This window comes from Roseiflexus sp. RS-1 (genome assembly GCF_000016665.1).
In the GTDB taxonomy this organism is placed as follows: Bacteria; Chloroflexota; Chloroflexia; order Chloroflexales; family Roseiflexaceae; genus Roseiflexus.
Genome location: NC_009523.1, coordinates 4,903,038 through 4,918,136 on the forward strand (window position 1 = coordinate 4,903,038; position 15,099 = coordinate 4,918,136).

Below are 15,099 nucleotides of genomic sequence, written 5' to 3' on the forward strand. Positions count from 1 at the left end.
CTGCTGATTGTCGCGCAGTCGGACCTGCCCTTCGATCAGCGCGCCGCTGTGTGGGAAGCGGATACACCGCCCGTTCCAGGGAAGCTGAACGTCTACACCCTCAACGAGTGGTCGCGCCTGTCGCACCAGGTGCAGTGGGTCTTCGAGCGCGAACAGGCGCTCCGGTGAGGCTTTCGCCATGCCCGATCGGTCGCTGGATTGGCTCAAACAGGCGGAACGCGACCTCGATCAGGCGCTCGACTCGCAACGCGCCGGTCGGCATGAATGGGCATGCTTCGCCGCTCATCAGGCGGCGGAGAAGGCGGTGAAGGCGCTGCACCTGCATCATAAACAGGAGGCGTGGGGACATATCATTGCACGTCTGCTGACCGACCTGCCGATCAATGTTGCTGCCGATCTTGTCGATAAGGCGCGGGTGCTCGACAATTTCTACATTCCGACCCGTTATCCGAACAGTCATCCGGAAGGCGCGCCTTATGAGCACTACGGCGCACTTCAGAGCGATCAGGCAATCGCCTATGCCCGTGAAATCATTACATTCGTCCGTCATGAAATGGCCTGATGCTCAGGCAGTCGATCGCGCGCTGCGAGAATGGGCGCATGCGCAGGCGAACCACCACCCGGAGATATTGCGCGTCGGGTACATTGGCTCCTATGCGCGCGGCGACTGGGGCGTCGGCAGCGATCTTGACGTGCTGCTGATCGTCGTGCAGTCGGACCTGCCCTTCGAGCAGCGCGCCGCCGCGTGGCATGTTGATACGCTCCCCGTACCGGCAGACCTCATGGTCTACACCCTCGATGAGTGGCTGCGCATCCCGCGTGATAGCCGCTTTGCACAGGCGGTGCAGCGCGAGGCGCGGTGGGTGTTTGAACGTGGGAAGGCTGAAGGTTCAGGCGTTTGAACGATGTTCCAGGTACACCGGGTTTTCAGTGCGCACATGGGCAGAGACACCCGCATCTCTGAACGTAGACCGAAAATTGAGTCTCCTGTCAATGCACCGCTTCCCCACCGCTCAAACGTGCGGAAGCATCCCCCAACCGCTCTCCGCCGCTCAACCGCAGACCACGGCGCCAGTCGGCGGCCGGCAGCGGGCGTTTGCCCGCCGGTTGCACGGTGATCAGCGCCAGCAATCCGTTACCGGTCGCCACTGCCGGTCCATCAGCGGTATCGATGAGTGTACCGGGCGGCACATCAGCGCACCGGTCGGCAATAACCCGCGCCGCAATGATTTTGAGCGGCGCACCGCGCCACATCGTCGTTGCGCCGGGCCAGGGATCGTAGGCGCGGGTCATACGCTCGATCCGGACGGCGGGTTGAGTCCAGTCGATGATTCCATCATCGCGGGTGAGGAGTTTCGTGAACGTCGCGCGCGCATGATCCTGCGGTTGCGGCGTTATGGCGCCCCTGGCATACGCATCGAGCGTTTCAACCAGCACATCGGCGCCGATCGTGAAGAGTTCCTGCGTCAGAGGACCGGTGCGCGCATCGGGAGGCAGCGGAACAGTACGCTGCGCCAGGATAGGACCAGAGTCCATCTTTGCGTCGATCAGCATGATTGTTACGCCGGTTTCGGCGTCACCGTTGAGGATCGCGCCTGCAACCGGCGACGGACCGCGGTAGAGCGGCAGAAGCGACGGATGGATATTGACGTAGCCAAGCGGCGGGATGGCGAGCACATCGCGCCGCAGGATTTCGCCATACGCGGCAACGACGCCAACATCAGGGCGCAGTGCTGCCAGTTCGGCCACGGCAGCCGGATCACGCAGCGTTTCGGGTGTGAGCACCGGCACTCCCAGACGAAGCGCCGCCTGTTTGACCGGTGTTGCAACCGACGCCCTCCCCCGTCCTGCCGGACGATCAGGTTGCGTCACAACGCCCACCACCTGGTAGCGCGCATCTGCAACCAGACGTTCGAGCGGGGCGACGGCAAACGCTGGACTGCCAAGAAACACGATCCGCAACGGCATGGATCACCTGTCTGATATTCGAATGCGACGGCGCACGCCGCGATTTGCCTGTATTGCACGGTTCATGACCAGTGTAGTATAATACAGCAATGTGACACCAGTGCGGCACGGGATATTCCTGATCAAAGAGCCTGATGCCGCGTGCATGACAGAGTGCGAGTCGCCAATGCACGCCATTGTGTACGATGGCAAACTGCGTCAGGTCGACGACTATCCTCGACCAGTCCTGCGTGCTGGCGAGGCGCTCATACGTCCCTCTCTTGTCGGTATCTGCAACACCGATATCGAGATTACGCGCGGCTACATGAATTTTCGTGGCGTTCTGGGGCACGAGTTTGTTGGTGTCGTGGTTGCGTGCGAAGACGCCGCCTGGATCGGCCAGCGCGTGGTTGGCGAGATCAACGCCGCATGCCGTTCGTGCGCCGTCTGCCGACGCGGTGATGAAAGTCACTGCCCCAATCGCACAACGCTCGGCATTGATCGGCGCGACGGCGCGATGGCGGAACTGTTCAGCCTGCCGATCGCCTGCCTGCATCGCGTGCCGGATCGTATGCCAGATGCGGTTGCCGTCTTCACCGAACCGGTTGCGGCAGCGCTTGAAATCCTTCAGCAGATACACCTGCACCCGACGGATCGGGTGGCAGTCGTGGGAGACGGGAAACTTGGGCTGCTCTGCGTTCAGGCGGCGCGATTGCCAGGATGCGATGTGACCCTGGTTGGGCGGCATCCAGAGCGCTGGGAGTTTCTGGATGGTCTGGCGATCCACGCCATGCATGTGAATGAACTGGATGAGGCGCATATCGCCGGTTTCGATGTCGTCATCGATTGCACCGGTCACCCGCACGGCTTCGGCGTGGCGCGCCGGTTAGTCCGTCCTCGCGGGCGCCTGGTGATGAAGAGCACATTCGCTGCCGAATCGGAGTGCAACCTGACGATGCTGGTCGTCGATGAGGTCCGGTTGATCGGTTCGCGCTGCGGTCCGTTCGCAGCCGCGCTCCGCACCCTGGACGGCGGGTTGATCACCACGGCGCCGCTGATCGCAGCGCGGTTTCCCCTGTATGACGGCATACGCGCCTTTGCCGCCGCAGCGGGTCGATTGAAGGTGTTGCTGGAGGTGTAGATGGCGTCAAAGAACCTCTTTGGACGGAACGATCAATCGGCTCGCTACGCTGCCGCTTCACTGGCGCTCGGGTTGATGTTCGTGTCGCTCGTCGTGATCTATCTGACGGTGCCGCAGAGCGATACGGTCACCTTTCTCTGCGTCGTCATCATGGCGGTCAGCCTGATCATCGCACTCAACGGCGACTGGAACGAGATCGGCATGATGGCGGCGCTGGCAACGGTGACATCCCTGATGGCGGCGTATTTTCTGGGACGCGACGTGCTCGGCGATGTCGGCAGCGTTGTGTTTCCGATAGGTTGGATCGCCGTGTTACTCTACATCTTCCGCTGGATCTCGCAGCACACCGTCGTGGTGCCGGAGGATCACGCCATTATGGTTGCGCGGTTCTACAGCGGTTCGCTCTACCGCCTTCAACCGCCGCTGGCGCCGCCGCTGATCCCGCTGCTGGAACGACGGGTGGCGACCATTCCGCTCTACGAACTGAGCCATGATGTCAGAGTTGTCAAGATCAACACTGGTGGATCGCACAGCATCGATGAAGTAGAAGTGCATCTGCGCTATCGGGTGCAGAACCCCGAGTTCGCGCTGGCGAACATCCCCAATCGCGGACAGATCCAGAACGAGGTGGCGCGCGAGATGGGACGCGACCTGGAACAGGCGCGCCTTGACGTGGCGTTCTGGGAGAAACTGCTGGCGCGTCAGTTGCACCACGAGGTCGATGACATCGTCCGCGAGGTGATCTTTGCCGAAACCAAGAGCGCAGTAGTCGCGTATCAGGAGCGACAACGCATCTCACGCGAAGTGTTTCGACGCCTGAACGAACTGACGCATCGCTGGGGCGTGGTTGTCACCCGGGTCGATATCGATTATTTCAATGTGCCGGAGGATCGCTTCCGTTCCGCCAACCCCGATGCCGCAATTGAACGGGAAACGCGAATGCGCGAGATCGAAGCCGAACGTGAAGCGAAACGCATCCGAATGATGAGTGAAGCGGAAGCGCAGGCGGAAGCCGAGCGCATTCGTCGTATTGTGCGGGTATTGCGCGAGGAAGGCATCGAGGTGTCGCCCGAAATCGTCAACGCGATTCTGCTTCAGGAATGGCCCGAAACCGATGCTCTGCTTCCATCGCCTGCGGATTCGAAACCATCAGGCGATGCGTCGAAGGATGGAGAGAAGAAACCGGGACATGCAAACAAACCATGACAATTCGGGCGAACCTGTGGTTGTCGTCGGCGCGGCGTGTCTGGACATCAAATGTCGGCTGCGCGGCGATGTGCTCGCCAGCACGTCGAATTCGGCGGATGTGCGCATCAGTGTAGGAGGATGCGCGCGTAATGTCGCCGAAAACCTGGCGCGTCTCGGCTATCCGACGACGCTGGTCACCGTGGTGTGCGACGATGATTTCGGTCAGGCGATTGTGCAGCAAACGGCGCGCGCCGGGGTCAATACCGACCATATCATCAGGGTGTGTACGCATCACTCGCCAGCGTATGTGGCGTTGCTCTCACCGGAGGGACAGTTGATCACCGGCGTCGATGATACCGAAGCGGTCGAGGCGCTGACGCCAGCGGTGATCACCACGCACCGGGCGCTGTTCCAGCATGCGCCAATGGTGGTGATGGACGCCAATGTTCCGGTCGAAAGTGCGAAAACCTTGCTCGACATCTGCGCCGCAGCCGATGTGCCGGTCGTGCTCGATCCGGTGGCATACGAACCGGCGCTGCGCTACCGACCATTCATCGGCTCGTTCTTTATGGTCACGCCCAACGCTATCGAAGCGGAAGCATTGTCCGGCGTGCAGGTGACGGATATCGCACAGGCAATCACTGCCGCTCGCCGCCTCACCGCCGAAGGGGTCGGAATCGCAATTGTGACCCTCGCGGAGCAGGGGTTGGTCTACGCAACACCTTCATCGAGCGGTCATATTCCGGCGATTAACGTTGAAATCGTTGATCCTACCGGCGCTGGCGATGCGCTCACGGCGACGGTGGTGTATGCGCTGTTACACGATATTCCGATCGACGAAGCAGTGCGCCTGGGAGTAAGCGCTGCAACGTTGACGCTTGGATCGCCTGATACGGTGCGCCAGGATCTCACGCTGGAAATCCTGTACGCCCAACTCGTGATTTGATGCGGGTGTTTCGATCAACAGGCGTCACGGTAGCGACTGCCTGCGCGGCCTGTGGTATGCAGCATATTCCATGACCAAACGCATCCTGATAGCAGATGATGAACCGGCAGTGCGCCAGCTGCTTGAACTGGTGTTGCGTTCTCAGGGGTATGAGGTGGTGGCGACCCAGAACGGCGATCAACTCGTTCGCACGGCGCAGGAGTGGATTCCGGACCTGGTGATTATCGATCTGATGATGCCGCAAATGGACGGGTATGAGGCGATCCGCCAACTGCGCAACGATACCCGCACCGCCCACGTGCCGATGCTCATCCTCACCGCTCGCTCAACTGCCGAGGATGTGGTGACCGGGTTCGATACCGGCGCCGATGATTATGTGACCAAGCCGTTCAATATCCCCGAGTTGCTTGCCCGCATTCGAGCACATCTGCGTCGCGCAGCGCAGACTCCGGTGCACAATCCGCTCACCGGTCTGGCGGGGAATGTGCTCCTGACCGAAGAGTTGAAGTACCGCTTGAAGAATGATGCACCATTTGCCCTGTTGTACGTCGATCTCGATAACTTCAAGGCATTCAACGACACCTACGGACCGGCGCGCGGTGATCGGTTGATCAAACTGGTTGCCGGGGTGCTTACGGATGTGATTCAGGAGAAGGGCGCCGCCAGCGATTTCATCGGGCATATCGGCGGCGACGACTTTGCAGTGCTCACGTCGCCCGAACGCCTCGATGAAATCTGCCAGGGCATTATTGCCCTGTTTGATATGCGGGTGCGCGACCTCTACGACCCGGAAGACCTGGCGCGCGGCTATTTGCGTGGCGTTGATCGGCAGGGGGTGCCGCGCAATTTCCCGATCACGACGATTTCGATAGGGGTGGTGACCAACCGCCGCCGGCATTTTACCGATTACGAAGAGATCAGTCGCGTGGCGGCGGAGATGAAGCAGTATGCCAAGCAGTTGCCCGGCAGCACCTATGCGGTTGACAGTCGCAGCACCGATGAGCAGGTTGTTGAACGTGATCGCCGTGGTATGCCACTTCCACCGGCGCTCATTGTTTCCGCCGATGTCATGCTGCGCAGCGTCATCGTCCCGATGATCGACAAAGCTGATCTGCGTGCGCTTGATGCGCCGACCGTACTCGATGCCGAACGGTTGCTTGCCTACCATCCCGAAACAGCCCTGGTGATCGTCGATATGCGGATGGGGAAACAGTTGCGCGAGTTCTGTCGCAACCTGGCCACCCATCAACCGAAACTACCGATCATTGCGCTCGCCGATGGAGACAGTTCCGGCATCGTCGCTCCGGGCACAGTCAGGCACATCCTCTCGCTACCGCTCGATCAGGAACAGTTGCACGCGAAGATCGTCGAAGTGCGTAGCCTGTCGCAAAAGGCATCGTAGCGTATGCAGGTCGCAGTCATCAGTCTGGCGCTCCTCGCCGCCATTGGTGCGGCGGTTCTCCTGATCGCACCGGTGCGCGCGCGGTTGCAATTCTGGTTGCGGCAGTTCTGGGCGTCTGTTCGAAGACGTGCCAGGCTGGCGCGCAGTGCAACGGTTATCAGCAGTTCCGGCGAGGAGATTGAACTACCTGATGCTGTGCTTGCCGATATGCCCTGGACTGGACGAATACGCGAGTCGTTGTTCGATACACGCCTTCGTGTCGTTGGCGCCGGTATCCTTCTGGTGGTGTCGATTCTGCTGGTACTGCCTCGTCTGCTCCCCGAAACCCGCGCTGATGAACTGACGGTGCTGGTGGCGCCGTTCCATGAAACCGGCGGCGTTTCGGGCGCAACAGGACGCAGGGCGGCGGTTGAACTGGCGGATCTGCTGGCGACGACTTCTGGTCCGGGCGTTACGGTTCGATCAGTTGACGTTGCACCCGACGATCTTGCCGCAGCGCAGGCGCTCCTACAAACATACCGTGCCGATCTCCTCGTTTGGGGAGAGATAACCACCGGCGGGATGATCGATGCCCCAACGCTGACCCCTATCGTCATCTATGCGCCGGAAGGGATACAGGCGTCGTACAGTCTCGACGGTTTTGTCGGGCGCTTCGCATTTCCATCGGTCTATCCGCTTGCGACGCAACCGATCAATGGGCGTGTCGTCATTCCGCGACTGGTGCGCGCGCTGGCGGATTACAAACGCGGAGCGTACAGCAACGCCATCGCCACGTTCGACGAACTCGAGCGCGATTACCCGGCGTTGCGCCCCGGATTGCTGCGGACACTGCGCGCTGTGATCTGGTGGGCGCGCGGTGACTATGAGCAGTCGGTCGGGGAGTTCCAGCGGGCAATCGCTGCCATGCCCGATGCGTCGCCTGCCGAACTGGCACGATTGTACGCCTCGCTCGGCGCAGTTCAGTACGACATGGGCGACCCGGCTTCCCGTGAGTCGTTCAATCGGGCGATTGCGCTGCTGCAAGACCAGGATCTCGGCGTACTGCGGTACAGTCTGGCGCTGGAGGAACTGCGGGCTGGCGATCCGGCGGATGCGGCTGTGTCGCTCGAACAGGCGCGCCGGTTATTGCCGCCATCCACGCCGCTGTTGGTGACGCTTGCCAGAGCATACCGTCTCGATGGGCAACTGGAAGCAGCGGCAGAGATACTCAACGCCGCTGCCCGCCAGATCGACGCCGATGATCGCAATGTTCCCTCCGATCTTCGTCCGCTTGTGAGTGCACGCCTGCGCGCGTCAGTCCAGGGTGAGCGTGCGCTTTTGCGTCTGGCGCAACTGGTCGATGCGCGCGGTCCGCTCCTGTGGGAACTCGATGTCACCCCTCCGCCCTGGACGCAAGATAAAACAACGCCGTCCCCAGAGACAGAACTGGAAGCTATTCTCGGCGACCTTTCGCTGGCGCTGCGTGAAGCGACAACGCTCAACCAGGAGTGGAATAAACGTGCCGCAACCGCCGATACCGAACAACGGCGGGTCGATAGCAGCATCGCCATCCATCAGGCGCGCCGCGCCGATCTCGTGCTGCGGCAGCATCGTTTCTGGCTGGCTGCGGTCGAAGTCGAACTCGCGCGGTTGCGCGATACGCGACCACCGACGGGCGTTGCGGCAATCTGGGCAGGTCTGACGCGCACCTGGTCGCCGGCTACCGATGCGCTTCGACAGATCGACATCCTTGAAAAGACACAGCCAGGCAGCGCCGAACTGACCCTTCTGCGCGGAAAATCACTGGTGGTGAATGATCGTTTGGATGAAGCGCGCACAGCGTTCGAGACGGCGGCGCGACTGGCGCCCGACCGACCGGAGCCGCTGTTCCATCAGGCGTTGCTGATCGTGCCGCAGAACCGTGAGCAGGCGCGACAACTGCTCGCCATGGCGCTGGATCGCGATCCGAACTACTTCCCGGCACGCATCCGCCTGGCGGAACTGGCGGAAGAAGATCAACGCTGGCAGGAAGCGCTTGGGCATCGTCGCTGGCTGGCTGAACATCACCCCGGCGATGATGAGGCGCTGGCGCTGGCGCGCACGCTTCGTCTCAGCGGACCGGAAGGGTACGCTGAAGCTGAACAGACGCTTTTGCCGCTGGTGGAGCGCAACGATGCGGATGCCATCATCGAAATGAGCCGGCTTTACCGGGCTGCCGGGCGAAACGATGCAGCACGCAGCGTGCTGGAGCAGGGGCGCCAGAATACTGCGCGCAGCGCGCCAGCATTCGCCGACCTTTCGCACGAACTCGGACAGGTGCTGCTCGAACTGGGGGACGTCCCGCTGGCTGAGCGCCAGTTCGAAGCGGCGGTCAATTCAAACCCGCGTCACGTGCCTGCGCACCTGGCGCTGGCGCAACTCGCCCGACGCGCAGGGAATGACCGCGCGGCTGCGCGGCGTTACGAAGCGGCGCTTGACGCTGGCGCAAGCGATCCTGCCGTGCTGGAACAGATAGGGATGACGCTGCTCGAACTTCGTGAGTACAATGCCGCAGTGATGGCGTATGAGCGTGCGATTGCACAGCAACCGGCGAGCGCAACGCTCCGCTATGGCGCGGCGCTGGCATATCTGGGCGTGGGGCGCCTCGATGCCGCGTATGAGTCGGCGCGGCGAGCGCTCGAGCGGCGCAATGTCTATCCGGAGGCGCTGGCATTGCTGGGGGACATCGCACTGCAACGCGGCAAACTGGCGGAAGCCGAACAGCAGTATCGCGCGGCGTTGCAGCAGAACCCATCGCTGGCGGCAGCGCACATCGGGCTTGGTCGAGTGGCGGCGACCGGCGGCAACTGGTCGATTGCAGCGGGGCATTTCCTGAATGCAGTGCAGGGTGAACCGCAATCACCCGATGCCCTGCTCTGGCTTGGCGAGGCGCGGCTGCGTACCGCCGATATTGATGGCGCTATTGCGGCATACAGCGAGGCGCTGCACCTGCGCGACAATTTTCCGGAAGCATATTTCGGGCTGGCGCAGGCGGAGTATGGCGCAGGACGCATCGAGGATGCGCTGCGCAATGCCACCCGCGCGCTGGAATTGCGACCACGCTACGCCGAAGCGGCGTTGCTGCTGGGAAAGATCTATGAACGGCAGGGGTACAGTATGCGTGCGCTCGAAGCCTATAAACGGGCGATCGATATCAACCCACGCCTGGCGGAGCCGCACTACCGCCGCGCGCTTCTGCTCATCCGCGCCGATCGGTTGAACGAAGCGCGCGAAGAACTCGAAGTCGCAACCCGCCTCGACCCCAACTTTGCCGAGGCGCATTACTGGTTGGGACGGGTCTATTTTGCGCAACGCAACATTCAGGCGGCGCTCAACCGGTTCCGCGAAGCGGTCAACCGGCAGGGCGGCGCATATCCCGAAGCGCGGTATTATCAGGGACTGGCAGAAGAACAACTCGGAGATTTGAACGCAGCAATCCGGTCATTCGAGACGGTCGCCAATCAGAGTGACGATACGCCCTGGGCGGGCGAAGCGCGCGCAGCGCTGGCGCGAATGAGTGACCGCTAGACAAAGGAGTCCTGAATGACAACCATACCTGCAATGGCGCTACTCGAACAGACAGCGTATCTGTCACCTGTCTGGGCGCGCTACAGCGATATACTCGTTGAGCGCGGCGAAGGGGTCTATCTGTACGATGTCGAAGGGCGACGATACCTGGATTTCACCTGCGGCATCGGTGTAACGAACACCGGGCACTGCCATCCGCGCGTGGTGCAGGCGATCCGCGACCAGGCTGGTCTGCTGCTGCATGGGCAGGCAAACATCGTCTATCACCGCCCGATGCTCGAACTGGTCGCCGAACTGCGCACCATCGTTCCTTCAGAACTCGACAGTTTCTTTTTCAGCAACAGCGGCGCAGAGGCGGTCGAGGGCGCGGTCAAACTGGCGCGTCAGGCGACGGGACGCAGCGACATCATCGCGTTCGATGGCGGCTTCCACGGGCGCACCGCAGGCGCGATGGCGCTCACCAGCAGCAAGGGAAAATATCGCCATCGGGTCGCACCATTGCCTGCAGGGGTGCATTTCGCGCCGTATGCTGCATGCTACCGCTGCGCCATTGCCCGCGCAGCCGGCGCCGACACGGCAGCGATCTCCGGCGCAGCGCCCGACGACCTGGGGTGCTGCGGCAATCCGCTGCATCAGATCGAACACCTGCTGCATACCCAAACGACACCGGAGGACGTGGCAGCAATCCTGGTGGAACCGGTGCTCGGCGAGGGCGGCTATATCGTTCCGCCGGTCTCATTTCTTCAGGGGTTGCGGCGCATCTGCGACCGCTACGGAATACTCCTGATCGTGGACGAAGTGCAGAGCGGATTTGGGCGCACCGGTCGTTTCTTCGCTATCGAACACTTCGGTATCGTTCCCGACATAATGACGGTTGCCAAAGGGATTGCATCAGGACTTCCGCTTTCTGGTATTATTGCACGGCGCGCCATCATGGAACGCTGGCAGCCAGGATCGCATGGCGGCACCTACGGCGGCAATGCAGTCGCGTGTGCTGCTGCGGTCGCCACGATTCGGGCGATGCGTGAAGAGCGCATGGTCGAAAACGCATCGCGTCAGGGCGTGCTGTTGAAAACAGAACTGTTGCGGATCAAGGCGCAGTCTCCATCGATTGGCGATGTACGCGGAATAGGGTTGATGGTTGGCGTCGAACTGACGGCGGCGGATGGCACACCCGATACTGCGCTGGCGAAACGCACTGTGGCGGCATGCCGCGATCGGGGGTTGCTCCTGTTGACCTGCGGACCATACGACAACGTCATCCGTTTCATTCCGCCGTTAATCGTCGAGGAACATCAGATTCGCGACGCCGTGCGCATCTTCGAGGAAGCGCTGGCGTCTTAGCAAGGCGTGGAGTTCTGCTCCGCGAACATCTGGTACCATGCCACACCGTGCACCGTATCGGGTTGCGCTTCAGGCATTGCAATCCGACCGACTCCGCCGCGATTACGCGGATCTCGCCTCCGAACCGCAGTATCGGTTGGTTGGCGAGTTCTTTTTTACCGAACTGTACGGTCCACGCGATTTCAGTGCGCGCGATGCGCAGGCGCGCCGTCTTCACCTGCTCGTCCAGGGTTTCCCTGGTGTGGTTATTCGTGATGTCGAGCAGGTGCTCGAACTGCTCGACCTGACAAACCGCCTGGACGAAGAGGTTGTTGAGCAGTTGATCGCCATCGGGGCGCCGCTGGATTTCGATATGGAGACGTATGAACGCGCCTATCGTCTGGCGGACAATTATGCTGATCGGGTCCGCCAGATCGAGCTGGTGCGCCAGTCGCTCTACAACGTCGCGCGCCTGACGCGCAACCCACTGATGGGCATCGCGCTAGACCGCACGCGCGGGCTTGCAGATATGCTGGGCATGAGCGACATTCACCGGTTCCTTCGCGTTGGCTACAAGGCGGTCTTGCCGGTACGCGATATGCCGCGCTTCATCGAGACAATCGCCGTGCGTGAGATGAACCGGCTTGATCGGATCTATGCCGATCAGTTGAAGCACACAAAGAAATAGGGCGCAACGAGCGAGAGGTAGCCGCACAGCGCCACTCGTTGCCCTCGACCGCAGCGCCCTATTCCTTCAAGCTGCGCAACATGCGGAGGTCAGCCTCGACCATCATCTCAACCAGTTGCTCGAAGGAGACTTCCGGCTTCCATCCCAGTTTCTCGCGGGCGCGGGATGGGTCGCCGACCAGCAGATCGACCTCGGCGGGACGGAAAAACCGCTCATCGACGACAACATAATCGCGATAATCCAACCCCGCATACGCGAACGCCAGTTCACAGAACCGCCGCACCGAGTGCGTCTGTCCGGTCGCCACAACGTAATCGCCGGGTTGATCCTGCTGGAGCATCAACCACATAGCGCGCACATAATCGCCAGCGTATCCCCAGTCGCGCTGCGCATCAAGGTTGCCCAGGCGCAGTTCCCGGTCGAGACCGAGGGCGATACGTGCGACGCCATGCGAGATTTTGCGCGTCACGAATTCGAGACCGCGACGCGGCGATTCGTGGTTGAACAGAATGCCGCTGCTGGCGTGCATGCCATAACTTTCGCGGTAGTTGACCGTGATCCAGTGCCCGTAGACCTTCGCGACACCATACGGCGAACGCGGGTAGAACGGCGTTGTCTCACGCTGCGGCGTCTCGACGACTTTACCGAACATCTCGGAAGAACTGGCCTGGTAGAAGCGTATGTCAGGATCGACAATCCGAATAGCATCGAGCAGGCGCGTGACCCCGAGCGCCGTCACTTCACCGGTAAAGACCGGTTGTGAGAATGATGTCTGGACAAAACTCTGGGCAGCCAGGTTGTAGACTTCGGTGGGGCGATGCTCGCGCAGCATATGGATGAGCGAGACTTCATCGAGCAGATCGCCCGGAGTCAGTGTCACCCGATCCTGGATATGTCGGATGCGCTCGAAGTTGACCGTGCTGGAACGCCGGATCATGCCAATGACGTCGTACCCCTGTTCGAGCAGGAACTCCGCCAGGTACGACCCGTCTTGCCCGGTGATGCCGGTAATGAGAGCACGCTTACGCGCCATGAACGAGCCTCGTATGGTACACTAACGATGCGATACATAACCACAGCATGGATCACGTGGCGAGCGTCTGGATACACCACGTGACCTGGGCGTGTATGATACCACATCCCGCCCTCTGCGCCGACGGGAAGAACAACGATGTCAGTTATTAACTTCAACACCGCCAATATGACGCTGCGGCAGTTGCTGGGAAACGGCCTGACCTACCATGTGCCGCTCTTTCAGCGCGATTATAGCTGGACGCAGGACGAATGGGAAGACCTGTGGCAGGATATTCTCAACACCCTGAATGGCACAGAACCGGCGCACTACATGGGATACCTGGTGCTGCAAACGCAGGATCAGAAGCGTTTCAATATCATCGATGGACAGCAGCGCCTGACAACGTTGAGCCTGCTGGCGCTTGCAGTGCTGAAATGTCTCGATGATCTGGCGCGACGCAACATTCAGCCGGAGGATAACCGTCGTCGTGCAGAACAGTTGAGGAACAGTTTCATCGGCTATCTTGACCCGGTTACGCTCGTTCCGCAGACTAAATTGACGCTCAATCGGAACAACGATGCATTCTACCGTGATCGACTGGTTCCTCTACAACCATTGCCACAACGTGGATTACGCTCGTCGGAGCATCTATTGCGGCGAGGTTTTGAGTGGTTCTACGGGAAGATCACTGATGAATATGCTACACGGCAAGATGGTGCTCTTCTGGCAAAGTTTTTGAGCGATGTAGCCGACAAACTTTTCTTCACAGTTATCACTGTCAATGATGAACTCAACGCCTTCAAGGTTTTTGAAACACTCAATGCACGTGGTGTTCGCCTCTCACCCACCGATCTTCTCAAAAACTATCTCTTTTCAGTGATCTACCAGAGTGGAGCGCACGAAACGGAGATAGAAGCACTGGAACGGCGCTGGAACCGAATGATCGACCAACTGGGAAGTGAGAGCTTTCCTGCCTTTTTACGAACGCACTGGAACAGTCGTGAGCGTCTCGTGCGCGAGTCAGAACTCTTCAAAGTCATTCGCTCGGTAACGCCGGATAGGGGTCAGGTGTTTGATCTTGTGCGGCGTATGGAAGTTGACGCACCTGTCTACGCTGCGCTTGCAAACCCGGAAGATCGTCTATGGACTGATCCACAGCGCCGATATGTGCGAGAACTCCGAATGTTCAGTGTTCGCCAGCCATGGTCGCTCCTGCTTGCCGCATATCGCGTGTTCGATGAAGGAGATTTTACCAGCATCCTGCGTGCTGTCAGTATTGTTTCGTTTCGTTACAACGTCATTGGCAATATGTTGACCCATGAGCAGGAGCGAGTATACAACGATATTGCTCAGCGAATAAGCAATGGGGAATTGAAGCAATCTTCCGATGTCATACGCGCTCTCGCACCGGTGTATGTCGATGATGAAACATTCCGTAACGCTTTCGCCAACAAGGTGCTACGAACAACTTCTTCGCGTAATCGACAGGTGGCGCGCTATATTCTTTTTATGCTTGAAGAACAAATATCAAACAATCACTATGATATGGATAATCCTGCATACTCGTTAGAGCACATTTTGCCGGAAAATTCGTCGGATGGGTGGGAACATTTCGACGATGAATCGATTGACGAATGGATCTACCGTCTCGGCAATCTGACCCTGCTGGAAACATCCCTCAACCGCCAGGCAGGAAATAAACCCTTCGCTGAGAAGAAACCGGTGTATATGCAGAGCGCCATTCAGTTAACGCGCGAGGTGGCGGAGCAGAACGAGAACTGGACCGTTGATCGTCTGGCGGAACGTCAGCGGCGGATGGCGCGTCTGGCGACAGCAATCTGGCGGTTGCCGCAGATGGATGTGCGCCCGTCACCGACGTGATCCGGTCGAGACGTGGCATATC

At 60.2% G+C, this 15,099-nt stretch carries 12 protein-coding genes; 10 read left to right on the forward strand and 2 right to left on the reverse strand.

Annotated elements, in window-relative coordinates:
• The first annotated feature begins 178 nt into the window (after positions 1-178).
• Positions 179-562 carry a HEPN domain-containing protein gene (locus ROSERS_RS20185; protein ID WP_011958611.1) on the forward strand — a complete coding sequence of 128 codons (384 nt, stop codon included), beginning with the start codon at positions 179-181 and terminating at the stop codon, positions 560-562.
• Positions 549-902, forward strand: a complete 354-nt coding sequence (locus ROSERS_RS20190; RefSeq protein ID WP_011958612.1) for a nucleotidyltransferase domain-containing protein — start codon at positions 549-551, stop codon at positions 900-902. The genes ROSERS_RS20185 and ROSERS_RS20190 overlap by 14 nt, the downstream gene beginning before the upstream one ends.
• 88 nt (positions 903-990) lie before the next feature.
• On the opposite strand, the gene fmt is transcribed toward ROSERS_RS20190, so the two are convergent.
• Positions 991-1,962, reverse strand: coding sequence for a methionyl-tRNA formyltransferase (gene fmt / locus ROSERS_RS20195; protein WP_049767614.1), 972 nt, complete (start codon positions 1,960-1,962; stop codon positions 991-993).
• 172 nt (positions 1,963-2,134) lie between these two features.
• Between fmt and ROSERS_RS20200 the strand changes: the two genes are divergently transcribed.
• From ROSERS_RS20200 to ROSERS_RS20230, 7 genes are all read left to right on the forward strand, one after another.
• On the forward strand, positions 2,135-3,088 hold the full coding sequence (locus ROSERS_RS20200; RefSeq protein WP_011958614.1) for an MDR/zinc-dependent alcohol dehydrogenase-like family protein: 954 nt from the start codon (positions 2,135-2,137) through the stop codon (positions 3,086-3,088).
• Positions 3,089-4,294 (forward strand): SPFH domain-containing protein, encoded by a 1,206-nt coding sequence (locus ROSERS_RS20205; RefSeq protein WP_011958615.1) that lies wholly within the window; start codon positions 3,089-3,091, stop codon positions 4,292-4,294. It abuts the gene before it with no gap.
• A complete protein-coding gene (locus ROSERS_RS20210) occupies positions 4,278-5,222 on the forward strand; it encodes a carbohydrate kinase family protein (protein ID WP_011958616.1) in 945 nt (314 codons plus the stop codon). Before ROSERS_RS20205 ends, ROSERS_RS20210 begins: the two co-directional genes overlap by 17 nt.
• Before the next feature lie 70 nt (positions 5,223-5,292).
• Positions 5,293-6,624, forward strand: coding sequence for a response regulator (locus tag ROSERS_RS20215; protein ID WP_011958617.1), 1,332 nt, complete (start codon positions 5,293-5,295; stop codon positions 6,622-6,624).
• A gap of 3 nt (positions 6,625-6,627) precedes the next feature.
• The gene (locus tag ROSERS_RS20220) at positions 6,628-10,170 is read left to right on the forward strand and encodes a tetratricopeptide repeat protein (protein WP_011958618.1); all 3,543 of its coding nucleotides are present in this window, start codon (positions 6,628-6,630) and stop codon (positions 10,168-10,170) included.
• A gap of 15 nt (positions 10,171-10,185) precedes the next feature.
• The gene (locus ROSERS_RS20225; protein ID WP_011958619.1) at positions 10,186-11,514 is read left to right on the forward strand and encodes an aspartate aminotransferase family protein; all 1,329 of its coding nucleotides are present in this window, start codon (positions 10,186-10,188) and stop codon (positions 11,512-11,514) included.
• A 37-nt stretch (positions 11,515-11,551) separates the two neighbouring features.
• A complete protein-coding gene (locus tag ROSERS_RS20230; protein WP_011958620.1) occupies positions 11,552-12,181 on the forward strand; it encodes an FFLEELY motif protein in 630 nt (209 codons plus the stop codon).
• Between the two features lie 58 nt (positions 12,182-12,239).
• Here the strand turns inward: ROSERS_RS20230 and gmd are convergent, their stop codons facing one another.
• Positions 12,240-13,214, reverse strand: coding sequence for a GDP-mannose 4,6-dehydratase (gene gmd / locus ROSERS_RS20235; protein WP_011958621.1), 975 nt, complete (start codon positions 13,212-13,214; stop codon positions 12,240-12,242).
• 138 nt (positions 13,215-13,352) lie between these two features.
• Here gmd and ROSERS_RS20240 point away from each other — a divergent pair, with 138 nt between their 5' ends.
• Positions 13,353-15,077 carry a DUF262 domain-containing protein gene (locus tag ROSERS_RS20240; protein ID WP_011958622.1) on the forward strand — a complete coding sequence of 575 codons (1,725 nt, stop codon included), beginning with the start codon at positions 13,353-13,355 and terminating at the stop codon, positions 15,075-15,077.
• Positions 15,078-15,099 lie beyond the last annotated feature (22 nt).